At 73.5% G+C, this 24,814-nt stretch carries 24 protein-coding genes; 14 read left to right on the top strand and 10 right to left on the bottom strand.

The annotated features are described in order from the left end of the window. The first annotated feature begins 104 nt into the window (after nucleotides 1-104). The 3 genes from JQX11_RS14110 to JQX11_RS14100 are packed head-to-tail and all read left to right on the top strand — an operon-like array spanning nucleotide 105 to nucleotide 3,660. On the top strand, nucleotides 105-434 hold the full coding sequence (locus JQX11_RS14110) for a hypothetical protein (RefSeq protein WP_204925433.1): 330 nt from the start codon (nucleotides 105-107) through the stop codon (nucleotides 432-434). Nucleotides 435-461: 27 nt separating this feature from the next. Next, nucleotides 462-2,720 (top strand): CHAT domain-containing protein, encoded by a 2,259-nt coding sequence (locus JQX11_RS14105; RefSeq protein WP_204925432.1) that lies wholly within the window; start codon nucleotides 462-464, stop codon nucleotides 2,718-2,720. Next, a complete protein-coding gene (locus JQX11_RS14100; RefSeq protein WP_204925431.1) occupies nucleotides 2,710-3,660 on the top strand; it encodes a tetratricopeptide repeat protein in 951 nt (316 codons plus the stop codon). The genes JQX11_RS14105 and JQX11_RS14100 overlap by 11 nt, the downstream gene beginning before the upstream one ends. Nucleotides 3,661-3,701: 41 nt before the next feature. On the opposite strand, the gene JQX11_RS14095 is transcribed toward JQX11_RS14100, so the two are convergent. The 4 genes from JQX11_RS14095 to JQX11_RS14080 all read right to left on the bottom strand — a co-directional run bounded on the left by JQX11_RS14095 (nucleotide 3,702) and on the right by JQX11_RS14080 (nucleotide 7,092). After that, on the bottom strand, nucleotides 3,702-4,421 hold the full coding sequence (locus JQX11_RS14095) for a CDP-alcohol phosphatidyltransferase family protein (RefSeq protein WP_204925430.1): 720 nt from the start codon (nucleotides 4,419-4,421) through the stop codon (nucleotides 3,702-3,704). After that, a complete protein-coding gene (locus tag JQX11_RS14090) occupies nucleotides 4,396-5,463 on the bottom strand; it encodes an iron-containing alcohol dehydrogenase family protein (RefSeq protein ID WP_204925429.1) in 1,068 nt (355 codons plus the stop codon). Before JQX11_RS14090 ends, JQX11_RS14095 begins: the two co-directional genes overlap by 26 nt. Beyond that, complete coding sequence (locus tag JQX11_RS14085; RefSeq protein WP_204925428.1) at nucleotides 5,451-6,182, bottom strand: phosphocholine cytidylyltransferase family protein; 732 nt, start codon at nucleotides 6,180-6,182, stop codon at nucleotides 5,451-5,453. Before JQX11_RS14085 ends, JQX11_RS14090 begins: the two co-directional genes overlap by 13 nt. A 100-nt stretch (nucleotides 6,183-6,282) precedes the next feature. Next, nucleotides 6,283-7,092, bottom strand: a complete 810-nt coding sequence (locus JQX11_RS14080; RefSeq protein WP_307826180.1) for a hypothetical protein — start codon at nucleotides 7,090-7,092, stop codon at nucleotides 6,283-6,285. A 200-nt stretch (nucleotides 7,093-7,292) separates the two neighbouring features. On the opposite strand from JQX11_RS14080, the gene JQX11_RS14075 reads away from it, so the two are divergent. After that, nucleotides 7,293-8,387: an aminotransferase-like domain-containing protein gene (locus tag JQX11_RS14075; RefSeq protein ID WP_204925427.1), complete on the top strand. Its 1,095-nt coding sequence runs from the start codon at nucleotides 7,293-7,295 to the stop codon at nucleotides 8,385-8,387. Between the two features lie 310 nt (nucleotides 8,388-8,697). Beyond that, complete coding sequence (corA, locus tag JQX11_RS14070; protein ID WP_204925426.1) at nucleotides 8,698-9,846, top strand: magnesium/cobalt transporter CorA; 1,149 nt, start codon at nucleotides 8,698-8,700, stop codon at nucleotides 9,844-9,846. Between the two features lie 11 nt (nucleotides 9,847-9,857). On the opposite strand, the gene JQX11_RS14065 is transcribed toward corA, so the two are convergent. Next, nucleotides 9,858-10,781 carry a polysaccharide deacetylase family protein gene (locus JQX11_RS14065; protein WP_204925425.1) on the bottom strand — a complete coding sequence of 308 codons (924 nt, stop codon included), beginning with the start codon at nucleotides 10,779-10,781 and terminating at the stop codon, nucleotides 9,858-9,860. 253 nt (nucleotides 10,782-11,034) lie between these two features. Continuing rightward, nucleotides 11,035-11,913, bottom strand: coding sequence for a hypothetical protein (locus JQX11_RS14060; RefSeq protein WP_204925424.1), 879 nt, complete (start codon nucleotides 11,911-11,913; stop codon nucleotides 11,035-11,037). Between the two features lie 84 nt (nucleotides 11,914-11,997). Between JQX11_RS14060 and JQX11_RS14055 the strand changes: the two genes are divergently transcribed. Together JQX11_RS14055 and JQX11_RS14050 are read left to right on the top strand one after the other, a co-directional pair. Next, complete coding sequence (locus tag JQX11_RS14055; protein ID WP_204925423.1) at nucleotides 11,998-12,528, top strand: peptidylprolyl isomerase; 531 nt, start codon at nucleotides 11,998-12,000, stop codon at nucleotides 12,526-12,528. Between the two features lie 27 nt (nucleotides 12,529-12,555). Next, nucleotides 12,556-13,503 (top strand): rhomboid family intramembrane serine protease, encoded by a 948-nt coding sequence (locus JQX11_RS14050; RefSeq protein WP_204925422.1) that lies wholly within the window; start codon nucleotides 12,556-12,558, stop codon nucleotides 13,501-13,503. 28 nt (nucleotides 13,504-13,531) lie between these two features. Here the strand turns inward: JQX11_RS14050 and JQX11_RS14045 are convergent, their stop codons facing one another. Further along, nucleotides 13,532-13,957: a PH domain-containing protein gene (locus JQX11_RS14045; protein ID WP_204925421.1), complete on the bottom strand. Its 426-nt coding sequence runs from the start codon at nucleotides 13,955-13,957 to the stop codon at nucleotides 13,532-13,534. Between the two features lie 104 nt (nucleotides 13,958-14,061). On the opposite strand from JQX11_RS14045, the gene JQX11_RS14040 reads away from it, so the two are divergent. The 6 genes from JQX11_RS14040 to JQX11_RS14015 all read left to right on the top strand — a co-directional run bounded on the left by JQX11_RS14040 (nucleotide 14,062) and on the right by JQX11_RS14015 (nucleotide 19,988). Beyond that, nucleotides 14,062-15,234, top strand: a complete 1,173-nt coding sequence (locus JQX11_RS14040; RefSeq protein ID WP_204925420.1) for a thiolase family protein — start codon at nucleotides 14,062-14,064, stop codon at nucleotides 15,232-15,234. A gap of 155 nt (nucleotides 15,235-15,389) precedes the next feature. Next, nucleotides 15,390-16,508, top strand: a complete 1,119-nt coding sequence (locus JQX11_RS14035) for a phosphotransferase (protein ID WP_204925419.1) — start codon at nucleotides 15,390-15,392, stop codon at nucleotides 16,506-16,508. A 122-nt stretch (nucleotides 16,509-16,630) separates the two neighbouring features. Next, nucleotides 16,631-17,143 (top strand): hypothetical protein, encoded by a 513-nt coding sequence (locus JQX11_RS14030; RefSeq protein WP_204925418.1) that lies wholly within the window; start codon nucleotides 16,631-16,633, stop codon nucleotides 17,141-17,143. 68 nt (nucleotides 17,144-17,211) lie between these two features. Next, nucleotides 17,212-17,907, top strand: coding sequence for a response regulator transcription factor (locus JQX11_RS14025; protein WP_204925417.1), 696 nt, complete (start codon nucleotides 17,212-17,214; stop codon nucleotides 17,905-17,907). Continuing rightward, nucleotides 17,900-19,339, top strand: coding sequence for a sensor histidine kinase (locus JQX11_RS14020; protein ID WP_204925416.1), 1,440 nt, complete (start codon nucleotides 17,900-17,902; stop codon nucleotides 19,337-19,339). Before JQX11_RS14025 ends, JQX11_RS14020 begins: the two co-directional genes overlap by 8 nt. 55 nt (nucleotides 19,340-19,394) lie before the next feature. Then, nucleotides 19,395-19,988: a hypothetical protein gene (locus JQX11_RS14015; RefSeq protein WP_204925415.1), complete on the top strand. Its 594-nt coding sequence runs from the start codon at nucleotides 19,395-19,397 to the stop codon at nucleotides 19,986-19,988. 66 nt (nucleotides 19,989-20,054) lie between these two features. Here the strand turns inward: JQX11_RS14015 and JQX11_RS14010 are convergent, their stop codons facing one another. Further along, complete coding sequence (locus JQX11_RS14010; RefSeq protein ID WP_204925414.1) at nucleotides 20,055-22,325, bottom strand: glycosyltransferase family 39 protein; 2,271 nt, start codon at nucleotides 22,323-22,325, stop codon at nucleotides 20,055-20,057. Nucleotides 22,326-22,470: 145 nt separating this feature from the next. Here JQX11_RS14010 and JQX11_RS14005 point away from each other — a divergent pair, with 145 nt between their 5' ends. Beyond that, nucleotides 22,471-23,175, top strand: a complete 705-nt coding sequence (locus JQX11_RS14005; RefSeq protein WP_204925630.1) for a glycosyltransferase family 2 protein — start codon at nucleotides 22,471-22,473, stop codon at nucleotides 23,173-23,175. 25 nt (nucleotides 23,176-23,200) lie between these two features. On the opposite strand, the gene JQX11_RS14000 is transcribed toward JQX11_RS14005, so the two are convergent. Then, nucleotides 23,201-24,085 (bottom strand): transketolase family protein, encoded by an 885-nt coding sequence (locus tag JQX11_RS14000; protein ID WP_204925629.1) that lies wholly within the window; start codon nucleotides 24,083-24,085, stop codon nucleotides 23,201-23,203. Nucleotides 24,086-24,087: 2 nt separating this feature from the next. Then, nucleotides 24,088-24,810, bottom strand: a complete 723-nt coding sequence (locus tag JQX11_RS13995) for a thiamine pyrophosphate-binding protein (protein ID WP_204925413.1) — start codon at nucleotides 24,808-24,810, stop codon at nucleotides 24,088-24,090. Nucleotides 24,811-24,814: the final 4 nt, after the last annotated feature.

Below are 24,814 nucleotides of genomic sequence, written 5' to 3'. Positions count from 1 at the left end.
GGACGCGAATGAAACGTACAGTAGCCGCCAAGGTCCGTACCGTTGATCGTCCGGCTGGGCCGGCGGGGCGGTCTTGGGCCGGTGGGATGGGGGAGGTGCGGGCGATGGGGAACGCCACAGTGGAGGTTTCCGGGGCGCAGGCTGCGAGCTGGGCGGCGGAACTGCGGACCGCGCTGCTCAGGGCCGTGGGGCCCGACGGCAGTGTGTCGCCGGTGCAGGTGCAGCGTTCGGCCGAGATGGTGATCGCGGTGATCGGGCTGGTGTTCTCCGGGGTCGGTGCGGCCAAGACGATCACCGAGTGGTGGGGTGCCCGCCGCAGGGATGGCGCTGCCGTCACCGTGCTGCTGCCCGACGGCACCCGGATCGAGCTGGCCGAGGGCAGCCAGGCCCGGCTGGAGATCGCCATGCGGCAGGACGGCACCGGGCCGCACTGACCTGACCACCACGACGGGGACGGGCAGATGAGCACCTTCGACCTGGAGGTCTTCGCGCAGACCTCGGACCATTACGAACTCCGGCTGTCCGCCGACGGCCAGCCATCCCGGGTCCGCAGCCTGAACCGGGCCGCGGTCGACGAGCTGATCACCCTGGTCCGCCGTGACTACAGCACCGACGCCACCGCCCACAAGGTGTACGGCGCGACCCGGCTGGCCGAGCTGGGGATGCGGCTGGCGGAGTTCCTCGACGGCGACGAGCGGTGGCTGACCCCGATGCTGGCCCATCCCGCCGGGGCGGTGCTGCGGATCACCGCCGAGCAGCGGCTGCGGCACCTGCCGTGGGAGTTGCTGGCCCAGGAGAGGGCGTTCCTGACGGTGGCCGGGCGGGCACCGCTGTTGCCGGTCCGGGCGGTCGGCACCCACGCGGCGTTGACCGGCCCGGTCGCGCCGGGCAACCGGCCGTTGCGGGTGCTGTTCATGGCGGCCTCGCCCGAGGGTGTGGAGCCGGTGCTCAACTTCGAGGCCGAGGAGGCGGCGATCCTGGCCGCGACCCGGCGCACCGGCACCGATCTGGTGGTGGAGGAGAGCGGCACCCTGGAGGGGCTGCGGTTCCTCAGCCACGACTACGGGTCCGGCCACTTCGACGTGCTGCACCTGAGCGGGCACGCCACCACCGCCGGCGGGCAGCCGGTCTTCGTTATGGAGGACGAGTACGGCAGGCCTACCCGGGCGACGGCCGACCAGCTCGCCGAGGCGATGCACGGCCACTGGCCGAGGCTGGTGTTCGTCTCCGGCTGCCTGACCGCCGACGCCCCGGAGGGCGGGGTGTTCCCGTCGATGAGTGAGAGCCTGGTGCAGGCCGGTGCCCCTGCGGTGCTGGGCTGGGCGCTGCCGGTCGGGGACGTCGCCGCCACCGACTTCGCCGCCGCGCTCTACCGGGCCCTGGCCGACGGCGGTTCGTTGGACCGGGCCGTCGTCCAGGCCCGCCGTTACCTGTTCCACGACAGGGAGAGCAGCTACTGGCATCTGCTCCGCGTCTACGCCGACCGGTCCCCGCTGGCACCCCTGGTCACCCCACTGCACACCAGGGGTCGCAAGCGGTTGCAGGTACGCGCCGCCGACCAGCAGTTCCTGGACCCGCAAACCCAACTGTCCCGGGTTGCGTCCCGCGCCGAGTTCGTCGGCCGACGGCGGGTCATCCAGCGCTGCCTGCGTGTCCTGCGGCAACCCGCCGACATCCCCGGCGCGGCGCAGGGCCTGCTGCTGGCCGGCATGGGCGGGCTCGGCAAGAGCAGCCTCGCCTCCCGGCTCCTGGAACGCATGCCCACCCACCAGCGCGCCGTCTGGTACGGCCGGGTCGACGCCATAAAGTTCCGCGAGCTGACCAGCAAGATCCGCTTCGACAGCCTCGACCAGAGCATCGAGGCCGCCGCGCTGCTCGACAACGAGCAGGTTCCCCTGTCGATCCGGCTACGGCACCTGCTCGACGTCGACGGACCGCTCGGCGACACGCCCTGCCTGTTCGTGTTCGACGACTTCGAAACCGGCAACCTCGACGCCCGCGACGACGGCAGCCGGGTCCTCGCCCCGGCTATGGCCGAGATCCTGCCCGCCCTGCTCGCCGCTATCCGCGACACCGGCAGCCCGAGCCGCGTCGTCATCACCAGCCGCTACCGCTTCCCCACCCCGCCCGGTGCCACCCTCGCCGTCGAAGCGCTGGAAAGCCTCACCCCGGTCGAGCAGACCAAGAAGATCGCCAACCTGACCAACCTGCGCCCCGAATCCACCATCAACCCCACCATCCGGATCCGGGCGATCGAGGCCGCAGCCGGCAACCCCCGCCTGCTCGACTGGCTTAACCGGATCGTCGGCGACGCCACCCTCGACGTCGACGGCCTGCTCGCCGCCATCGAGGGCGAAACCGACCGGTTCCGCCGCGAGACGGTCCTCGCCGACAACCTCCTCGATTCCCAACCCCTCGAACTGCGCCGGATGCTCGCCAGGATCAACGTCGTCGAACTACCGATCCCCGCCGCGACCGTCCACGCCCTGCACCCCCACTACGACGCCGCCCGGCACCTCCAACGGGCCGTCGAACTCGGCCTACTCGAAGAGGGCACCGACCCCGACACCCGCGAACCCCGGTACTTCGTCTCCAACGTCCTGCACCCCCTCGTCCGCCCCCTGCTCACCGACGACGAACACACCGAGGCATGCGCCGCCGCCGCCCGGTCCCTCTACCAACTCTGGGTCCTCGACCCCACCCCCGCCGATGGCCACTGACCCGAAGGTCCTCGCCCGCTGGGTCGAGGTGCATCGGCTCGCCGTCGCCGGCAGGCAGCCGGAGATCGCCTGGGATGTCAATGACCGGGTATGTCGGGTGTGGCTGCGTACCTCGCGGTTCGCCGCCGTCGAGGTCATGGCCGCCGCGACCTTGACCCTGGGCCCGAATGCCAACGCCTTCTACCGGCGTGGCTGGGCGCAGTCGATGACCGGTCGGCCCTGGCCGGCGCTGGAGGACTTTCAGCAGGCCCTGACCCTGTGCCGGCGGGCCGGCAACTGGGGCAACGAAGCCGCCACCCTCACCAGCATCGGCCAAATATACGACGGGTTAGGGAATCGACAGCAGGCCCTCGACCACTACCGCCAAGCCCTGCCCATCCAGCGTGAGGTCGGCGACCGGGCAGGCGAAGCCGCCACTCTCACCAGCATCGGTCTCGTGTACGACGGGTGGGGGGATCAGCAACAGGCCCTCGACCACTACCACCAGGCCCTGCCCATCCAGCGTGAGGTCGGCGACCGGGCGGGCGAAGCTGGCACCCTCAACAACATCGGCAGCGTTTATCACGGTCTGAGGGATCGGGAGCAGGCCCTCGACCACTACCACCAAGCCCTCCTCATCCAGCGTGAGGTCGGCAACCGGGCCGGCGAAGCCGCCACCCTCAACAACATCGGCCACGTGCACTACAGGTCGGGGGATCGGCAGCGGGCCCTCGACCACTACTACCAGGCCCTCCCCATTCAGCAGGACGTCGGCGACCGAGCCGGCGAAGCCGTCACCCGGTACAACATCGCGATGGTCCACCGGGCGAACGGTGACCTCGACCAGGCGATCCGCGAACTCGAACACGTCGTCGACCTCGACCGGCAGGTCGACCACCCCGACCTGGAAGCCGACACCGCCGTCCTCGAACAACTCCGCCGAGAACGCGCGCAAGGGTAGGGTTCCGCACCGCCTGCGGATGCTTGACGCAGTGCCGGCCCCTACAGCGAGGCGCGGGCCGAGAAGGCGATGCTGGCCAGCAGGAACCCGCCGTTGACCACCGTGAACGCCACGACCACCCAGAACACCAGCGCAGGCACCAGCATCAGCACCAACCCCGCCACGAAGATCACCGCGCCGTAGTCGCGGACCAGCTTGACCAGGCGTACCGGCAGGGAGGTGGAGGTGACCATGCTGGCGGCGTTCGGGCCGGCCTGCATCACCGAGGTCACCAGGTTGACCATCCAGGTGCCGGCGAAGGTCGCCACCAGCCAGGTCGGCGTGGAGGGGCGCTGCGCCACGGCGGTGGCGGACAGGGCAGCGACCAGGGCGATCTGGGCGGCCACGTCGCAGAGCACGTCGACCCGGGCACCGGCCGCGCTGCCCTGACCGGTCACCCGGGCGAGCTGCCCGTCGGCGCAGTCCAGGGCGTACGCCACCTGCCAGCCGACCAGCGCGACCAGCCCGACCAGCCAGGCCGGTACGGTGCCGGCGGCGACCCGGTCGGCGAGCGCCACCACGGTCACCGAGGCGGCCAGGCCGAGCACCAGGTTGGTGATGGTCAGCGCGGTCGGGCGCAGCCCGAGGCGCTGGGCGACCAGGGCGAAGACGGCACCCAGCCACTGGCTGACCGACTCACTGAACAGGCCGCCGCCCCGGTTGACCCGGTGGAAGTCGGCAACGGTGGGACGGGGTTCAGCCACTGTGGTCGCGGAGTGCACCGGCGTAGTCTGCCAGCCGCTCCCGCGTCTCGGTAACCGACATGGCCAGGTGCTCCAGGATGGTGTACCGGTCGGGACGGGTGGCCGGGGCGAACTGCACCGCCTCGACGAACTGGTCGTCGGTGAGGCCCACGTCGGCCGGGTGCCGGGGCAGCCGGTGCCGGCCCAGGCAGGCCGCCATCTCGGCGAAGCGCCGCTCGTCACCGCGCAGGAACGTGCAGAACAGCGCGCCGAGCCCGGCCAACTCGCCGTGCGACGAGGTACCGGGGAAGAGGGCGTCGACGGCGTGCATGATCTCGTGGCAGCCGCCGCTTGCCGGTCGGCTGCTGCCGCAGACGGCCATCGCCAGGCCGCTGGAGATCAGCGCCTCGGCCAGCACCGTCACGAACGCGTCGTCGGTCATGTCGCCGGTGTGCGCGAGCACCGCCTCCGCGCCCATCCGGGCCAGCGACGCGGCGAGCCCGTCGACGGGTTCGCCGCGTACCTGGCGGGCCAGTTCCCAGTCGGCCAGGGCGCTGATGTTGCTGATCACGTCGCCGATGCCGGCCCGGTTGTGCTGGTCGGGGCCGGCGGCCACGAAGTCGAGGTCGACGATCACCGCGATCGGGATGTGCACCCCGTAGGAGCCCTTGAGGCCGCCGGTGATCAGGCTGGCGACCGGGGAGGCGATGCCGTCGTTGGCGAGGCTGGTCGCCATCGTCACCATCGGCAGGCCGCGCCGGGTGGCGGCGTACTTCGCCACGTCGATGGTCTTGCCGCCGCCGATGCCGACCACCGCGTCGTACGAGCGTTCGCGGAGCTTGCCGCCCAGCTCGTCGGCGGCGTCGAGGGTGCCGCCGGCCACGGTGAACACGTCCGCCGAGCGCAGCGACGGCCGCAGCAGGTCGGCGATCTGCCCGCCCTGACCGGGGCCGACCACCACCGCCACGTCGCCGCCGGCGGAGATCCGCCCGTCGGCGAGGATCGTGGCCAGGTCGGCGACCGCGCCGCGCCGCACGTCGATGTGCAGCGGGGTCAGGATGGTACGGGCTAGTAGCGGCACGCGATCTCCCGTGCCCGGGTCAGGTCGTCGTGGTTGTCGACCTCGACCCAGGAGACGTCCCCGATCGGCGCGGCCCGCACCTCGCCACCCCGGTCGGCGAACTCCTGGTAGCCGTCCTCGTAGTAGAGGTTCGGGTCGCGCCGCCAGGTCGCCTCCAGCGCGTCGGCGAGCGCCCCGGCCACCTGCGGTTCGATCAGCGTCGCGCCGATGTACTCGCCGTACGCCTCGCCCGGGTCCATCAGCTTGGTGATCCGGGTGAGCTGGCCGGCGGCGTCGAAGGTGGTCTTCATCTCCTCCTCGGCCAGCGCCTTGAGGGTGTCGACGGCGAGCAGGATGCCCGGCCCGCGCTCGGCCAGCAGGGTCTTCTCCACGCTCACCGGGTGCACGGTGTCCCCGTTGACCAGCAGCACCCCCCGGGCGAAGTGCTCCCGGGCCAGCCACAGCGAGTAGGCGTTGTTCCACTCCTCGGCCTTGTCGTTGTGCACCAGGGTGAGGGTGACGCCGTACTTCTCCTCCAGCGCCGACTGCCGCTGCACGACCGCGTCGGCGGCGTAGCCGACCACGATCACGATCTCGGTGAGCCCCACCTCGGCCAGGTTGCGCAGCGCGATGTCCAGGATGGTGGTCTCACCGTCCACCGGCACCAACGCCTTGGGCAGGGTGTCGGTGTACGGGCGCAGTCGGCGTCCCGCACCGGCCGCGAGCACCATCCCGATCATGCGGGGCCTCCCTCGTACGACTCCAGGTCACCGTGGAGGATAGCCCCGCGTGACCCGCCGGCCGCCGTCAACCGGGAGTTCACCCGGGCCGGACGGGGGTTCAGCCGGGCAGGGCGGCCAGGTCGGCGAGCACGCACAGCCGCTCGTCGGCGGTCAGCGTGGCGTACGGGCCGGCCGCCCGACGATCGGTTTCCAGCTCGATGGCCCGCCGTTCCGGCCCGTCCGGCAGCTCGCCGACGCTGCCGGCGGTGTGCCCGGCGGCGGTCCACGCGTCGGCGTACGCGTCGGCCCGGTGGTACCGCAGCGCGCCGATCCGGTTGAGCAGCAGCACGCCCGGCGGGATGCCGTCCGGCTCGTACGGCGGGGCCACCGCCGCGAACGCCGGCCCCGGCCCGGCGTCCGGCTCCCCGGCCAGCAGCACCGCGTACGCCACCACCCGCCCGTACGCCTCGACGAGCCGGCGCACCCGGTCGTCGTGCCCGGCCCACAGTTCCTCGGTCACCTCGGCGTGCACCTGGTACAGCTCGGTGAGGAAGTCGACGCCGCGTTCGGTGGCGGTGATCCCGCCGTCGGGCCGGCGGGCGATCGTGCCGTGGGCGACCTGTTTGTCCAGCGCCCGTTGGCAGGTGGCCGGGTCGCGGTAGCGGTTGACGGCGGCGAAGCCGGCCCGGTCGACGGTGCCGCCCGGCGCGGCGAGCCGGGTGCGGAACTCCACCAGGAAGCCGGTGGCGGCGGGCCCGCCGTACCGTTGGCTCAGTTCGGCGCCGCCGCCGTCGCGGCCGGCGAGCATCCCGGCCACGAACGCCCGCTCGACCGCCGGGGCGACCAGCCCGGCGAAGCGGTGCGGTGCCAGCTCGACGCCATCGTCCGTGATCAACGCGCCGGCGCTGCGGAGGGGCTCGGTGGGCACGCTTCGACAGTAGCGAGCGTCGACCGCCCGCGCCGATGTCCGGTCCCGTCCCGACCTGCACCGGAGTCGACCGGTTCGCCCCGCCCTGCCCCGGCCGCCCGACGCACCGGATGCCGCGCCGGGGGTGCCGGGCTGCCCGCATGTTGAACTTGGCGTGTATGCCGGCCGGAGCGGCCCGGCCAGGCCCTAGGCTCGTGCGCATGACCGCCGAGCAGCTGATCTCGTTCGCCCGTGGCGCGCCCTCGCTGGACATCGTGGATGTCGAGGGGCTCAAGGCCGCCGCCGTCCGTGCCTTCGACGCCGACCCCGCCGGGGTCACCGCCTACGGCACCTCCGTGGGTTACCCCCCGTTGCGGAAGTGGATCGCCGAGAAGCACGGCGTCGAGGCGGATCAGGTGCTGGTCACCAACGGCTCGCTCCAGGCCGACGCGTTCCTCTTCGACCACCTGGTCCGGCGCGGGGACGCCGTGGTGGTGGAGCGTCCGACGTACGACCGGACCCTGCTCAACCTCCAGCGGATGGGCGGCGAGATCCACGGCGTGGGCATCGAGCCGGACGGCCTGGACACCGCCGAGCTGCGCAAGCTGCTGGAGTCCGGGGTACGCCCCCGGCTGGCCCACGTGATCCCGAACTACCAGAACCCGGCCGGGGTGACCCTCTCCCTGGACAAGCGCCGTGAGCTGCTCGACCTCGCCGCCGAGTACGGCTTCACCATCTTCGAGGACGACCCGTACGCCGACATCCGGTTCCGGGGCGAGCCGCTGCCGTCGATGCTGTCGATGGACACCCGGGGCGTGGTGGTGCACGCGTCGAGCTTCACCAAGACCGTCTGCCCCGGGGTCCGGGTCGGTTACCTGGTCGGGCCGGCGAGCCTGATCGCCGACATCGCCAAGAAGGCGACCAGCCTCTACATCTCGCCGGGCATGGTGGCGCAGTCGATCGTGCACCAGTTCTGCGTCTCGGGTGACATCCAGCGGTCGATCGCCACGGTGTCGTCGGCGCTGGGTGAGCGGGCCGGGGTGCTGGCCGAGTCGCTGCGCCGGCACCTGCCCGAGGTGACCTTCGTCGAGCCGGACGGCGGCTACTTCCTCTGGGTGGAGTTCCCCGACGACGTGGACGTGGACCGGTTGGCGCCGGCCGCCGCCGAGCGGGGTGTCGCCGTGGTCAAGGGCAGCGACTTCATGGTCGACGGTGGGCGGCACGCGTTGCGGCTGGCCTTCTCCGCGGTGACCGCGGACCGGATCGACGAGGGTGTGCGCCGGCTCGCGGAGGCGGTGGCGGCCGTCCGCGGCTGAATTATCTGTCGGGTTTCTGACAAAAGTGCGACGTCGGCCGGTCGAGGGCTCCCCTCGGCCGGCCGGGCGACCCACAATGCTGCGAGCGTCACTCACGTTCGGCCGGTGACCCGGTCGTACCCGCCGGACGGGTGGGTGACGCGGCAGCATTACCCCCGCCCCCAGCGGTGCCGGGTGGGTCGGGTCGCCCCCTCACCCCCCGAACGCGGTCCGACCCGCCCGGCGCCCACACCCCGATCGGCCGAGCGCCGCCGCGCCCGGGGCGGCGTAGCCTGCAAGCCGCAGCAGGACACCCGGGAGGGGGAACGCCATGACGGACCGGGCGGCACGGGAGCGGTCGGCGACACTCCACGGCGGTCGGGTGCTGAACCCCCGCGCCTGGGTGTCCCCGGTGCGCGCGATGTCCCGCATCCTCAACGCCGACGGCTCCCCCCGGACCCCCGCGCCCGCCGGCCCGGGACGCAGCGGGGTGGTCGACTGCGGCCTCTACGTCGACGGCGAACGCCGCCCCGGCCAGTGGCAGTACGCCGAGGCGCTGGCCGCCGCCCGCGAGGAACGCGACGGGTTCGTCTGGCTGGGGCTGCACGAACCGGAACTGGCCGAGATGACCGCCATCGCCGAGACGTACGGCCTGCACGAACTGGCCGTCGAGGACGCGGTGAAGGCCCAGCAGCGGCCCAAGCTGGAGCGCTTCGGCGAGGTCAGCTTCCTGGTGCTGCGCACCGCCCGGTACTGCGAGCACACCGAGCTGACCGAGACCTCCGAGGTGGTGGAGACCGGCCAGGTGATGCTGTTCATCGGGCCGAACTTCCTGATCAGCGTCCGGCACGGGGACGCCTGCCGGCTGTCGCCCGTCCGGGCCGACCTGGAGGCCAAGCGGGACCTGCTGCGGCACGGCCCATGGGCGGTGGCGTACGCGATCACCGACCGGGTGGTGGACCTCTACCTGGAGGTGGCCGACCAGTTGGAGGACGACCTCGACGTGCTGGAGGCCGACGTCTTCGACCGGCAGAGCAGCGGGCGGATCCAGCGGATCTACCAGATGAAGCGGGAACTGGTCGAGTTCAAGCGGGCGGTGATCCCGCTGCAACGGCCGCTGCTGACGCTGACCGCCCAGGTCAACCGCGAGGTGCCGCAGGAGGTACGACGGTACTTCCGCGACGTGCAGGACCACCTCAGCCGCACCGTCGAGCAGGTCAACTCCTACGACGACCTGCTCAACTCGATCCTCCAGGCCCGGCTGGCGCAGGTCACCGTCGACCAGAACAACGACATGCGCAAGATCGCCGCGTGGGCGGCCATCGCGGCGGTGTGGACCGCGTTCGCCGGGGTCTACGGCATGAACTTCGAGAACATGCCCGAGCTGAAATGGACGTACGGCTATCCGGGGGTGCTCGCGTTGATGCTCGCCATCTCGCTGGCGCTCTACCGGTGGTTCCGCCGCAACGGCTGGCTCTGACCGCCCACCGGTCAGTGGGTCGGGGCGGTGGCCGGGGTGGCCGCCGCCATCAGCTCGGAGACGGTGACGAACTCGAAGCCCTGCCGGCGCAGTCCGGTGATCATCGCGGTCAACCCCCGGATCGCGACCAGCCGGTCCGCCGGCCCGGTGTCGTGGGCGAGCAGGATGGTGCCCGGCTCGCAGGAGTCGACGATGTAGTCGACCAGGCCGTCCGGATTCCGGGTGAACCGGGATTCGAGCATCTGCCGGTTCCACAGGACCACCTGGTAGCCGAGGTCGTTGGCGGCGAGCAGGGTGCTGCCGGCGAGGTGCCCGTACGGCGGGCGGAGCAGGGTGGGCTCCCGGCCCCAGAGCCGGGTCAGCTCGTTGTGCGCCCGGCTGATCGCCGTGCACGCCTGCTCGTAGGTCATCTTCGCGAGGTCCTGGTGGGCCCAGGTGTGGTTGCCGACCTCGTGACCGTCGAGCCGGTGCGCCACCAGCCGGCCGTACTCGCGGGCGCGGCGGCCGACCATGAAGAACGTGGCCGGGGTGTCGGTCTGCGCGAGGATCGACAGCACCCGGGGGGTCCAGTTCGGCGCGGGCCCGTCGTCGAAGGTGAGCGCGATCAGCCGGCGGGTGGTGTCGACGCTCCACACCACGTCGACCCGGGACGACCGGGGCGGGGTGCGCCGGTCGGCGTGCACGGTGGCGGCGTACCCGCCGTAGACGGGCAGCTTGCTGTCGGCGGTCGCCTCCGCATACCCGAACTCGCCGGTCAGCGCCACGCCCGCGCCGGCCAGGGCGGCGGCGGTGCCGGAGAGCACCCGTCGCCGGGACAGCGCCCGGTCACGCCCCGCCGGGGGCTCTCCTGGACGCTCGGCGGACTGGTCCCAGCGTCCCGAGGGGGCGCCGTTCGGCTCCGGAGCCGGACGCTCCGGGTCGGTGGTCGACGACATACGAGCACTGTAGGAGCCGCAAGCCCGCCGGGTGGACCCGTAACGGTCGGGGGTAACCCTGAAAAATCCTTACGTTCTCGTGGGGGCCGCCGCCCTGGGCAGGCCGGATGACGGTGCCGGGCCGTACCCGGGTCGAGGGCTGCGGGTACCGGCGTCGTGTCGGGCGGCCCGGGACCCGACGGGGTCCGGAAGTCGGCTGCGGCGCGGGACGACCGGTCAGGTCGCCGCCGCGCCGCCGACGTGGTGCGGGGGATCAGCGCCGGGTGCTGGACTGCGCCGCGCCCCGACCGGCGTCGAGCGCCTTGCCGAGGTCGTCGGCCGGCCGGCCGGAGACGTCGGTGGCACCCTCGGCGACCGAGGGGACCTTGTCGTTCGGGTGGATCACCGGCTTGCCGGCCGGGGTACCGGCCGCCACGGCGGAGCTGCCGACGCCGGTGGCCGGGGTGGCCGAACCGGTGGGCGTGGTGCCGCCCGCCGACGGGGTCTCCACCACCAGGATGTCGACGTCGTCGCGGGGGGCGTCGACGCCGGCGGCGGCCGAGCCGGTGGGGGCACCGGCGGCCGAAGCGGTGGAGGCACCGGAGGTCGACGACGGGACGGGGGCGGTGCCGATGCTGCGGGTCGGGTCGTACTCGGCCCACTCCTGCTGCTCGCGGCGGCGACGCAGGGCCATCGCGCCGGCCACCCCGGCGACCGTGCCGGCGACCAGCAGGCCCGCCATCATGCCGCGCGAGGTCTGCTTCTTCTTCCGGGCCTTCGGGCTCTTCGCCTTGATCTTCTTGCTCACCCTGGCCTGCTTGGCGGCGGCGGCCTTCTTGCCGGCCAGCGCCTTGCCGGCGGCCTCGGCCTGGGCGTGGCGCACCGCCAGGGCCACCGGGGCGAGCGCCGCGGCCGTCGTCGCCAGGCCGCTGGAAGCCCGGTCCCGCACCGCGACCGCGGTCGGCGCGACGGCGCTGCGGGCCGACTGGACCCGCGGGCCGACCGTGGCGCCGGCGCCCTTCGCCGCGTGCGTGGCCGCCTGCCTCAGGTGACCGATGCCCTGGTGCAGCTCCACCTTTGCCAGCTGCCCCTGGGTCTTGCGCCGCCCGATTCCAAACACGGTCCCACCTCCTGGGAGTTGTTCCTTCGTCATCCTCTACCACCGGATGCCTCCGCACTGCCAGATGGGGCACATGGGAGGATCCGCATGGAACTGACCAACGAGTGAGGAGTACCCGTGGCCGAGGCTGTCTACGCCACCTTGCACACCAACGCTGGCCCGATCCGGCTGGAACTCTTCGGCAATCACGCTCCGAAGACGGTTCGTAACTTCGTCGACCTGGCCGAGGGCAACAAGGAATACACCGATCCCCGCACCGGTCAGCCGGGCAACGGGCCGTACTACGACGGCACCATCTCGCACCGGGTGATCAGCGGTTTCATGGTCCAGATGGGCGACCCGACCGGCACCGGCCGGGGTGGCCCGGGTTACACGTTCGCCGACGAGTTCCACCCGGAGCTGCGCTTCGACCGGCCGTACCTGCTGGCGATGGCGAACGCCGGGCCGGGCACCAACGGCTCGCAGTTCTTCATCACCGTCGGGCCGACCCCGCACCTCAACAACCGGCACACCATCTTCGGTCAGGTGGCCGACGAGCAGTCGGCGAAGGTGGTGGACTCGATCGCCAACACCCCCACCGGCCCGAGCGACCGGCCGTTGCAGGACGTGGTGATCGAGCGGGTCGAGATCGAGCGCACCGGGGCCTGACCGCACCCGCGAGGTACCTTTGCACGCATGACTGAACGCTCCGGGCCGGCCGGCGACGCCACCGGTGGGCCGGTGCCGACCACCCCGGTCTGCTACCGCCACTCCGACCGGGAGACGTACCTCAGGTGCTCCCGCTGCGACCGGCCGATCTGTCCGGACTGCATGCGGGACGCTCCCGTCGGCCACCAGTGCCCGGAGTGCGTGAACGAGGGACGCCGCAGCGTACGGCCGGCGCGTACCGCCTTCGGTGGCGGTGCCGCCGGCCGTCGCGGCCTGGTCACCCGCACCCTGATCGCGCTGAACGTGCTGGTGATGATCGTCTCGGTGCTCAGTGACCGGGGCGGTGACTCGCTGATCGGCGGCTCCGGTTTCGGCGGCCTGCTCGGCGGTGGCACCCCGCTGACCCAGTGGGGTTCGGTGCTCAGCTACGCCTCGTACGTGCCGTTCGGCGAGGCGCACGGCGTCGCCTCCGGCGAGTGGTACCGGCTGGTCACCGCGATGTTCCTGCACTACGGCGTGCTGCACCTGCTGCTCAACATGTGGGCGCTCTGGGTGCTGGGGCGGGAGCTGGAGGCCCTGCTCGGGCCACTGCGGTTCCTCGGTCTCTACCTGATGGCCGGCCTCGGCGGCAACGTCGCGGCATACCTGTTCAGCAGCCCCAACACCGCCTCGGCGGGTGCCTCGACGGCGATCTTCGGGCTGTTCGCGGCGGTCTTCGTGCTGATGCGCCGGCTCGGTCGGGACACCTCGGCGATCCTGCCGATCCTGGTGATCAACCTGATCTTCACGTTCACCGTGCCGGGCATCTCCATTCCGGGTCACGTCGGCGGGCTGATCGTCGGGGCGCTGATGGCGCTCGTGCTGGCGTACGCCCCCCGGATGCGGCGCTCGGTGTTCCAGGCCGCCGGTGCGGGGGTCATCCTGCTCGCGCTGCTCGGCCTGGTGATCGTTCGTACGGTGATGCTGCTCGGCTGAGCGGTACCGGGGCGGGGCCGTGCGCCGGTCAGGGGTGGGCGGCCCGGACCTCCTCGGCCACCTCGGCCGGGGGCGCGCCCAGGTCGGCCCGGCCCAGCAGGTGCAGGGTCTCGCCCGCGTCGATCTCCAACGTCTCACCGGTCAGCCCGAACCGGGTCCGCCGGTCCACGGTGACCGCCTCCACCACCTCCCACGGCAGGTGCCGTCGCCCGGCGAACCCCCGGACGACGGTGATCCCGTCGGCGTCGACCGCGAGCCGGACCGGGGCGAGCAGGTCGCGTACCGCCCAGGCGGCCATCCCCGCAGCGGCGGCGACGGCCAGCGCCAGCCGGACCGGGTCGCCGTCGGCGAGCAGCAGCCCGAGGGCGACCAGCCCGACCGCGCCGGCCAGCTTCACCGCCGGGACCGCCGGGGGGACCCGCCACTGACGGGCCGGAGACGTTGGTGGATGCACCGTCCCAGCATGCCAGCCGCACCGGGCCGGTCCCGGCGACGCGGGGGGCGGACCGGCGGCCGGGGACGTAGTATCGACACAGCCAAAGTTACCGGGGAGTAGTCATGAGTGACGCAGTCATCGTCGGTGCGGTGCGTACCCCGGTCGGGCGACGCAAGGGCGGCCTGGCCGAGGTGCACCCGGTCGACCTGTCGGCGCACATGCTGCGTGCCCTCGCCGACCGCACCGGCATCGATCCCGGCCAGGTCGACGACGTGGTCTGGGGCTGCGTGTCGCAGGTCGGCGAGCAGTCGTGGAACGTCGCCCGCAACGCCGTGCTCGCCGCCGGCTGGCCCGAGTCGGTGCCCGGCACCACCCTCGACCGGCAGTGCGGCTCCAGCCAGCAGGCCCTGCACTTCGCCGCCGCGACGGTCGTCTCCGGGCAGGCCGACCTGGTGGTGGCCGGGGGCGTCGAGTCGATGACCCGGGTGCCGATGGGGTCCAGCGTCGGCGACGGCATGCCGTTCAGCGACCGCATCCGGGCCCGCTACCGGGGCGTCGAGGGCTTCGCCGACGACCAGCCGCTCCCGTTCAACCAGGGCGTCGGCGCCGAGCTGATCGCCGCCCGGTGGCGCTTCTCCCGTGGCCAGCTCGACGAGTTCGCGCTGGCCAGCCACGAGAAGGCCGCCGCCGCGCAGGACGCCGGGGCGTTCGACCCGGAGCTGGCCCCGGTGCCGCTGAGTGACGGGCGCTCGTTCACCACCGACGAGGGCATCCGCCGGGACACCTCCCTCGCCGCGCTCGGTGAGCTGAAGACCCCGTTCCGCACCGACGGGGTGGTGACCGCCGGGTCCGCGTCGCAGATCTCCGACGGGGCCGCCGCGCTCGCCGTCACCACCAGCGAGTGGGCCAGCCGGCACGGCCTGCGCCCGCTGGCCCGGGTACACACCGCCGTGGTCGCCGCCGACGACCCGGTCGCCATGCTCACCGCCCCCATCCCGGCCACCGCGAAGGCGCTGCGCCGCGCCGGCCTGGGCATCGAGGAGATCGGTGTGTACGAGGTGAACGAGGCGTTCGCCCCGGTGCCGCTGGCCTGGCTCGCCGAGACCGAGGCCGACCCGGAGCGGTTGAACCCGCGCGGCGGGGCGATCGCGCTGGGGCACCCGCTCGGCGCGTCCGGTGCCCGGATCATGACGACGATGCTCCAGCACATGCGGGACAACGACCTCCGGTACGGCCTGCAGACCATGTGCGAGGGCGGCGGCATGGCCAACGCCACCATCCTCGAACTGCTCTGACGCCACCCGCCCGCGATCCCCGCCCGCGATCCCAGCAATAGGGCCGATGTTGCGGTGTCCGAGCGGCCTTGATGCCGCTACATCGGCCCCATTGCGATCCCGCCCGGCCGAAAATGGCGGGTGTCGGGGTGGGCGGGTGGCCTACTCTGCGCGGCGTGACGATCGTCTCCATGGCCCCCGGGTGGGCCGACCCGCAGTGGCGGGCCACCGCGCTGGAGTGGGTGAGCGGGCAGCTCGACCGGCACGGCCGGCAGGTCACCGGCCCGGTCGAGGCCCGGCAACGCCCCTGGTCGCTGGTTTGGCAGGTGCCCACCGACGCCGGGCCGTACTGGTTCAAGTCGAACAACCCCGGCACGGCGTACGAGGCGGTGCTGCTGGCCGAGCTGCCCCGGCACGCCCCCGGCCGGGTGCTCGACCCGGTGGCCGTGGACCCCGCGCGGGGCTGGTCGCTGCTGCCCCACGGTGGTCCGTCCCTGCGTGACCTGGCCGAACCGGACCCGACCCGGTGGGCCGACGTGCTGGCCGCCTACGCCGACCTCCAACGGACGGTGGCTCCCCGGGCCGACGACCTCGTCGCGCTCGGCGTGCCCGACCATCGGCCGGCCGCCCTGCCGGCCCTGCTCGCCGACCTCCTCGACGACCGCGCCGCCCTGCTCCTCGACCCCGGACCCGACGGCACCGGCACCCGCCCGGCCACCGGAGGCGGCACCGACACCCGCCCGGCCACCGGAGGCGAGGGCGACGGCGAGACCCGCCCGGCCGCCGACGGTGACGGTGACGGTGACGGTGACGGTGACGACAGTGGGCTGGACGCGGCGACCTACGAGCGACTGCGGGCGTACCAGCCGCGCTTCGCCGAGGACTGCGGGCGGCTCGCCGACACCGGCATCCCGGCCACCGTGCAGCACGACGACCTGCACGACGGGAACGTGTTCGCCGCCGACGGCTACCGCTTCTTCGACTGGGGCGACGCGTCCGTGGCGCACCCGTTCGGCACCCTGCTGGTGACCCTGCGCTCGGTCGCGCACACCTACTCGCTGCCCGAGGGGGACCCGGTGCTGCTCCGGCTGCGCGACGCCTACCTGGAGGCGTGGACCGACCGGCACGACCGGGCGGCCCTGCGGGAGGCCGCCGGGCTGGCCGTACGGGTGACCACGGTGAGCCGGGCGCTGTCCTGGCGACGGGCGCTGGCCACCACCGACCCGACCCGCGCCGAGTACGCCGACGCGGTACCGGGCTGGCTCGGCGAGCTGTTCGCGCCGATGCCCGTCTGACGTCCCGTCCCCGGACAGCAGCCGGTGCGGAAAGACGCACCGGTGGTGCGACCCGGGGGAGTGGAAGTTCCAAAAGTCGACAGTGACCCACATCACCCCTGGTCGCGGCTCGTTGGCCAGGTATGGACGTCTTCTCGCGCACCTTCCTCCCGGCCGCCGCCGAGACCGGGCTGGCGGTCCAGACGGTGAGCCGGCACATGCCGGTCTTCCGCCAGTGCGTCGGGTCGGGGGACGCCACCATCCTGGTCGCCCGGTGCGCCCGCCCCGACCGCCCGGTCGACGGCGACTACCTCCTGCTGCTCACCCACCGCCGGCTGGTGGTGACCCGGCAGACCCGGGTGCTGCACCGGCTGCGCCTGCACCTCAACACCGAGCTGCGGGAGCTGAGCAATGTCACCTGGAGCCCCGACCCGCGCGCACAGGCCGTCGAGCTGGCCGCCACCGCGATCGACGGGGTACGCGAGCGGTTCGTCATCCGTACCCAGCACCCGAAGCAGGTGTGGCAGCTCGACACGCTGCTGCACCACGCCTTCCGGACCCGGCTGCGTCGGCCCGAGGAACGGGTCGTCGCCACCATCGGTGACGCCCCGCCCGTCGCGCCGGCCCCGCTGCTGCGCCCGCTGCCGGCCCGCTGACCGGGTTCTTACCTGACCCGAACACGGCCGTCCGCACCGCCCGACGCCGGGTCGGTCATCATGGGCCGGTGACCGTCGATGCCACCGCACCACGTGGGCTCGTCCTCGTCGTGGAGGACGAACCGGCCATCGCCGACCTGGTCCGGCTCTACCTGGGCCGGGACGGGTTCGGCGTACACCTGGAACGGGACGGCACCGCCGGGCTGGCCGCCGCCCGCCGGCTGCGCCCGGTGGCCTGCGTCCTCGACATCACCCTGCCGGGCCTGGCCGGCACCGAGATCTGCCGGCGGCTGCGCGAGTCCGGCGACTGGACCCCGGTCATCTTCCTCACCGCCCGCGACGACGAGGTCGACCGGATCGTCGGCCTGGAGCTGGGCGCGGACGACTACGTGACCAAACCGTTCAGCCCTCGCGAGCTGGTGGCCCGGGTCCGGGCGGTGCTGCGGCGGACCGTCGGTGCCCCCGACGGCGCGGACCGGTCCCGCACCGTCGGCCCGGTCACCCTCGACCCGGCCCGGCGTACGGTGCTCGCGGCCGGTGCCCCCGTCCAGCTCACCTCCACCGAGTTCGACCTGCTCGCCCATCTGATGGCCCGCCCCGGCCGGGTCTTCACCCGGGAGGAGCTGCTGGCCGGGGTCTGGGGGTACGCGGCGCACGCCGGCACCCGTACGGTCGACGTGCACGTCGCCCAGGTCCGGGCGAAGCTCGGCGCGGCCAGCGTGATCCGCACCCACCGGGGCGTCGGGTACGCCGCCGATGGCTGAACCCGCCGCGCCGCCGGCCGCCCCCCGGGGTGACACCGCCCCCCGCCGTCGCCGCTCCCTGCACACGCTGACCTCCCGCGCGGTGCTGGTCACCTGCGCGGTGGCGCTGGTGTCGGTCCTGGTCACCGCCCTGGTCGCGGTCCCCCTGGCGGTACGTGGGGTGGAACGTCGCGACCAGGAGGCGCTGGCCGCGCAGGCCCGGCTCGCCGCCGACGTGCTGCGGGTCCGGCCCAGCCGTCAGCGCGACGCGGCCGGCGACCGGCTGATCCGCCAGCTCAAGGACCAGCAGATCGAGGTGTACGTCGTGCAGGGTGGGCTGGCCGACCGCCCCGGCCTGCCCCGGCAGGTGGTGAACCGGATCTCCGCCGGCCGGGACGTCTCCGGTCGCCGGTTCGTCAACGGCCAGCGGACCCTCGTCGAGGGGCGGGCGTTGCCCGGCGGGGAGGGTGTGGTGCTGACCCGGGCCACCCCGCAGGGACCGTGGCGGCAGGTGCTGCGCGCCCTGTGGCTGCCGCTGCTGGCCGGGCTCACCGCCGGGGCGGCGGCCGGGCTGCTGCTCGCCCGTCGACTGGCCCGGCCGATCCGGCACGCCGCCACCGCCGCCGCCCGGCTGCGCGCCGGTGACCGGGCCGTCCGGGTGCCCGTCGAACCCCCCGACGAGGTCGCCGACCTGGCGTACGCGTTGAACGGGCTGGCCGCCGCGCTGGCCACCAGCGAGGGCCGGCAGCGGGAGTTCCTGCTCTCCGTCTCACACGAGCTGCGCACCCCGTTGACCGCGATCCGGGGGTGGGCGGAGGCGCTCGCCGACGGGGTGATCGGCGCGGACGAGGCGACCGCGACGGGCCGGACCATGCTCGCCGAGGCGCAGCACCTGGACCGGCTGGTCGCCGACCTGTTGGCGCTGGCCCGGCTGGAGGCGGTGGACTTCCCGCTGGAACCGGTGCCGGTGGACCTCACCCGGTTGGCCGCCGACGCCGAACGCACCTGGTCGGAGCGGTGTGCGGCGGTCGGGGTGCCGTTCCGGCTGGAGACGCCGGGCACGGCGGTGCCCGCGTACACCGATCCGGGACGGATCAGGCAGGTGGTGGACGGGCTGTTGGAGAACGCGCTGCGGGTCGTACCGCCGGGGGCGCCGGTGGTGCTCGCGGTCCGGGCGGCCGGTGCCGGCCCGACCGCCGGTGGGCTGGTCGAGGTCCGCGACGGCGGACCGGGCTTCACCGACGACGACCTGGCGGTGGCCTTCGAGCGGGGGGCGCTGCACCAGCGCTACCGGGGGGTCCGCAAGGTGGGCAGCGGGTTGGGGTTGGCGTTGGCGGCCGGGCTGGTCCGCCGGCTCGGCGGGAAGATCGTCGCCGGGCACGCCGCCGAGGGGGGCGCGGCGTTCACCGTCCGGCTGCCCGCCCGTCCTTACCTGACCCGAACATCGGTCTGACCCCGCCCCCATCCCGTTCGGTGAGGCTGGTGGCATCACGGACGAGAGGACAGTCATGGCACATCGGGGAATCGCCGTCACCGCCACGTCGCTGCTCGCGGCGCTCGCACTCGGTGTCGCCGGCTGCGGTACGGCCCAGGTCGCGCAGGACGGCACGAAGGCCGCCGTCGTCGAGGTGGCCGCCGCGCTGGGCGTCGAGGGGCAGGCGTTGGCCGCGCTGGGCCTCGACCCGGTCGAGTTGGACCTGCTCGCCGCGCCCGCCGCGTCTACCACCCCGTCCCCGCAGGCCGGGGCCAAGGGTAAGCGCGGCGAGCGGGTGAAGGAGCTGCGGCAGCGCCGGCAGGCCCGGGTGAAGCTGGGCCGCAACGGCCTGCACGGCGAGGCGGTGGTGCAGACCAAGGACGGCACGAAGACCGTCGTCGTGCAGCGCGGCGAGGTGACCGCGATCGACGGGGACTCGGTGACGGTGAAGTCCACCGACGGTTTCACCCTGACCTGGAAGCTGGGCGACCAGCTCCGGGTGGTCGAGCGGCGGACCACCGTCAAGGCCAGCGACGTGAAGGTGGGCACCCAGGTCAACGTGGCCGGGGCCAGGGACGGGGACGCCAGCGTCGCCCGGCTGATCGTGGTGCCGATCAAGCAGAAGTGACCCGTGGGGGACCGGTCGGGGTCGGCGTGGACCACCACGCCGGCCCCGACGTGTGTTCCCCGGTGCTCAGCGGGTCGGGGGCAGCGCGTAGCCGACGTGGTCGCGGTACTCGATCGTCCAGCCGGCCGGGACGAGCCGGGCGCACTCCGTGCGGGGACCGGTGCAGACGATCGCGTCGACCGAGGTGGGGTCGGCCGGCGGCCGGTCCGGCAGCACCGACTGCAACGCCACCAGCTCGGGCGACCGGCCGTCGTCGTCGCGCAGCAGCAGCCACCAGGGGTACTCCCAGTTGTCGTTCTGCTGCACCAGGCCGATCCGTCGGGCGTCGCTGGCCCGTACCGCCGAGGCGGCCCAGCGGAACTCGTCGGCCCACTGCGGCCGGCGCAGGAACCGGGTGTCCCACTCGGCGGTGGTGAAGACCGAACCCGCGCCGACCAGCCGGCGGGGGAAGCCGTAGGACAGGGCCAGCACGCCGGCCAGCGCGGAGGTGGCCAGCACGGTCACCACCAGCCCGGCGGCCACCGACCGGCGGCCCGCCCCGGCCCGCCGCCGCAGCACCGCGTCCACCCAGAGCCCCGCCAGGGGTACGGCCAGCACCAGCGCGTACAGCAGCAGCCGGTTCCCCCACGGCTGCCACTTGATCATCGCGGTGTGCAGGACGACCGCGCCCACCACCACCCCCGCGTACGCCCGCAGCGTCCCCGCCCGGCCGGGGCTGATCCGGCGGGGCCGGGCCAGCGCGACGGCCGCCCCGACCAGCGCCAGCGCCCCGGCCAGCGGGAAGGCCACCCGGTCCTCGTCGGGATACCAGGCGGGCACCGGGAAGACCTCCCGGCCGAACGTGATGGCGCGGTCCTGCGGGTCGACGCCGACCGCCCGGGAGCCGTCCATGATGGCCGAGGCGGTGCCGGCGCGCAGCGGGGCCAGCGGGGTGTCGAACGCGGTGTGCCCGATCCGCAGCGCGTTGACCAGCACGGCGGCCGGGTCGTGCCGTTCCATCGGGATGGACTCGCGGAGTCGGGGCGGCCCCAACGGGTGGCCGAACTCGGCCGTCTCCCGGGCCAGGAACGGCCCCACCACGGTCGCCGCGACCAGCAGCACCAGCAGCGAACCGCCCACCGTCCGGGCGACCTGCCGGGCCCCGGTCGGCCCCGGCCGGTCCGTCGGTCCGGTCGTCGGGTCCGGGCTGAACCCGCCCGGCGCCCGGCCGGCCCGGTCGGGCGTGACCCCGGCGGGGTCTTCCGGAGCGGCCCCGGCGGGGCGGCGGGCCAGCCGGAGCTGGGCCAGGCCCCAGAGCAGCAGCAGCGGCCCGACGGCGATCAGCCCGCTGGTCTTGGTCAGCGCGGTCAGGCCGGTGGCCGCGCCGAGCGCCAGCGCGTCGGTGAGGCCGGCCCGGCGGCGCAGCCCGTCCAGCACCAGGGTGGCGGCGCAGGCGGCCCAGGCGGCGGCGACCAGGTCGGTCTGGGTGCTGGTCGCCTGCAGGGCCACCATCGGCGTGGTGGCGAGCAGGAACGCGGTGACGAGCTGGGCCCGCCGGCCCCCGCCGAGCTGGGCGGTGATCCGGGTGGCCGCGAGCAGGCAACCGATCCCGGCGGCCCACTGCACCAGGTTGTGCAGGGCGTCCCCGCCGGTGAACAGGCGCAGGTGCAGCAGCAGGTATTCGGCCCCGGGCGGGATGGTCACCTGCCGGTGGATGGCGGTGGGCCAGAACTCCAGGCTGCCCTGGGCCACCCAGTGCTCCACCTTCGGCAGGTGGTAGGTCTGCGAGTCGAAGTTGTTCGGCTCGGCCAGCAGCGCCACCACCAGCTCGATCAGCACCACCGCGAGCACCGTGCCGGCGAGCAGCCGTTCGCCCCGGGTCGCCGTACGCCGGAAGTGGGTCAGCCGGTCCGCCCAGCCGGTCAGCAGCGCCGCGACGCCGGCCCGGACGGTGGTCGCCGGGAGCGCCGGAGCGTCGGCCGGCGGCGGTCCGGACGCCGCGCCGAGGGTCGGGTCGTCGGCCGGCGGACCGCCCACGGTCGCGCCGACCAGCACCGCCCGCCGGCTGCCCGCGACGGCGGCCCGGGGCGCGGCGGGGTCGCGTCGGCGGCCGACCGCCACCGTGACCCCGGCGATGAAGATCAGCCAGGCCAGGGCGAAGGCGGGCAGGGTGAGCGCGTCGAGGGCGCCCAGCACCTCCACGGTCAGCACGGCGAAGACGCCGGTCAGCAGGGCGGCCCGGACCACGCCGAGGCGGTGCGGGGCGACCACCCCGGCGGCCCGGGGGCGCAGGAGGGCGGTGAGTAGCACGAGCGCCGCGACGGGGGCCGCCACGAGCATCCAGCCGGCTGCCGACATGGGCGGAAGTAAACACCATTCCGCGTGGTGACCGGGTGCCGGCCGGTCCGGTGGCGGGCATTCGCCGCTGCGGTGGCGACCCTCGCGCGGCTGACCTGCCAGGCTAGGCTAGGCCCGACTCACTGTCGCCACCGTGGAGATTCCCGTGAAGCTCTCGATCCTCATGCCGGTCTACAACGAGGAAGAACGCATCGCGGATGCCCTCAAGCAGGCATTGGCGGTCGATTACCCGTGCGAGATCGAGCTGGTCGTGGTGGACGACGGCAGCCGGGACGGCACCGGGGAGATCCTCGGTCGGGCGGACGACTCCCGGCTGCGGGTGATCACCCACCCGCGTAACGCGGGCAAGGGCGCGGCCATCAGGACGGCCGTGGACAGCGCCGAGGGTGAGTACATGGTCATCCTCGACGCCGACCTGGAGTACGACCCGCAGGACATCCCCCGGCTGCTCGCCCCGGTGCTCGACGGGCGGGCCACGGTGGTCTACGGCAACCGCACCTTCGGCAGCCACAGCGCCTACAGCTTCTGGTACGTGATGGGTAACAAGGGCGTCACGATGGCGGCGAACGTGCTGTTCAACTCCTACATCGGCGACCTGGAGACGTGTTTCAAGCTGATGCCGGTCGAGCTGTACCGGTCGTTGGGCATCAGGTCCCGGGGTTTCGGGATGGAGGCGGAGGTGACCGGCAAGTTGCTGCGTCGCCGCATCCGCCCGTACGAGGTGCCGATCAGTTACCGGGCGCGTGGGCGCGAGGAGGGCAAGAAGATCACCTGGAAGGACGGGGTCGAGGCGATCTGGATCCTCGGCCGGGAACGCACCCGCCGCCGTCCCGCCCGCACGCCCCGCTGACCCGTCCCTCCCGGTCAGCCCGCGGTCATCCCGCCGGGGTCAGGAAACCGTCGACCGCCCGGCGCAGCCCGGCCGGATCGAGGCCGTGCCACCGGTCGTGGTCCTCGGCGGTGCCGTAGCGCCGTAGTTCCGCCCGACCCACCCCGAGGCTGAGCAGCCGGTGGGGCCGGTCGGCCAGCGCCTCGGCCACCACCCGAGTCGAGGTGCCGGTCAGGTAGGGCTCCACCACGATCACCTCGGTTGCGGCCAGCGCCCGCAGCCCGGTCACGTCGAACGGCCGGGGCCGGTGCGTGTAGGCCACCGTCACCGGCAGGTTGGCTACCGCCGCGAGCGCGGCGTCGAGCACCGGACCGACCGCCACCAGCAGCGTCGCGCCCGGCCCGGCGTCGCGGACCACCTGCAACCCACCCGCCTTCGGGTACGCCCGCGCGTTGCTCTGTAGGGACAGCCGCAGGTAGGTCGAGTGCTGCCCGCAGACCGCGTCGCGGAGCAGGTCGGGCACCTCGTCGGGGTGGCCGGGCACGTGCACGGTCCAGCCGTGGAGGGTGTCGATCAGGGCGACGTCGGCCGGGGCGAGGTGCGTGCGTCCGGCCTCCGCCCGGTCGTACGACGCGCCGATGCTGACCAGCACCGCACCGACGCCCTGGTGGTCGAGGTCCAGCTTGATCTGCTCGTACGCCCGCTCGACGAGGAACGGGGCGTAGCTGTGCACGATCGGGCGCTGCCCGGCGAGGGCGAGCCCACCGGCCACCCCGACCATCAACTGTTCCCGGATGCCCACGTTGACCACCCGGTCCGGATACCGTCGGCCCGCCTCGGTGAAGGCGTCGGCGGAGATGTCGGCCAGCACGATCGTGGTCCGGGGGTCGTCGAGGAACCGGGTGGCGCTGGCGACGAAGGTGTCCCGCATGGTCATGACCGGCTCCCCGGGGTCGGTCCGTCGACCGCGACGACGACGTGGGGGCGGTGGCCGTCGTGGTCGGTGAGGGCGGCGTGCAGGGCGTCGTGGTCGTGCCCGTCGACGGTGGCGGCGGTCCAGCCGTTGACGGTGAACCGGCTGGCCACCCCGCCCGGCCAGCCGTGACTGGCCGACGCGTTGTCGACCACGATCGCGGTGAGCCCGGCCAGGCCGGTGGCCCCGGCGTACGCGATCGCCTCGTGGTTGGAGCCCTCGTCGAGTTCGGCGTCGCCGAGCAGGACGTACACCCGGGGGGTGGTGCGGCCCTGGGCGCGTAGGCCGAGCGCGGTGCCGACGCCCAGCCCGAGGCCGTGGCCGAGTGAGCCGGAGCCGATCTCGACGCCGGGGACCAGGGTGCGGTCGGGGTGGCCGCCGAGGCGGCTGGCGGGCCCGCCCGCGTCGTCGAGCCAGTCGACGGGGATGAACCCCTTGGCGGCGAGTACGGCGTAGTAGCCCGCCACGGCATGCCCCTTGGAGAGCAGGAAGCGGTCCCGGTCCGGGTCGTCGACGGTGGCCGGGGTGATCCGTAGCACCCGGTCGTAGAGCACCCAGTGCACGTCGACGGTGGAGTACACGTTGGCGTCGTAGTGGCGGCCGGCGCGGAGGCGTTCCAGCGGCGCGACGACGGGGGCAGGCAGGGCACGGCCCGGCGGATGGGTTGCGGTCGCTGTGGTCATGTGG

It is taken from the genome of Micromonospora humida (assembly GCF_016901255.1).
Classification (GTDB): Bacteria; Actinomycetota; Actinomycetes; order Mycobacteriales; family Micromonosporaceae; genus Micromonospora; species Micromonospora wenchangensis.
This window is presented reverse-complemented; position numbering and strand designations above follow the sequence as displayed.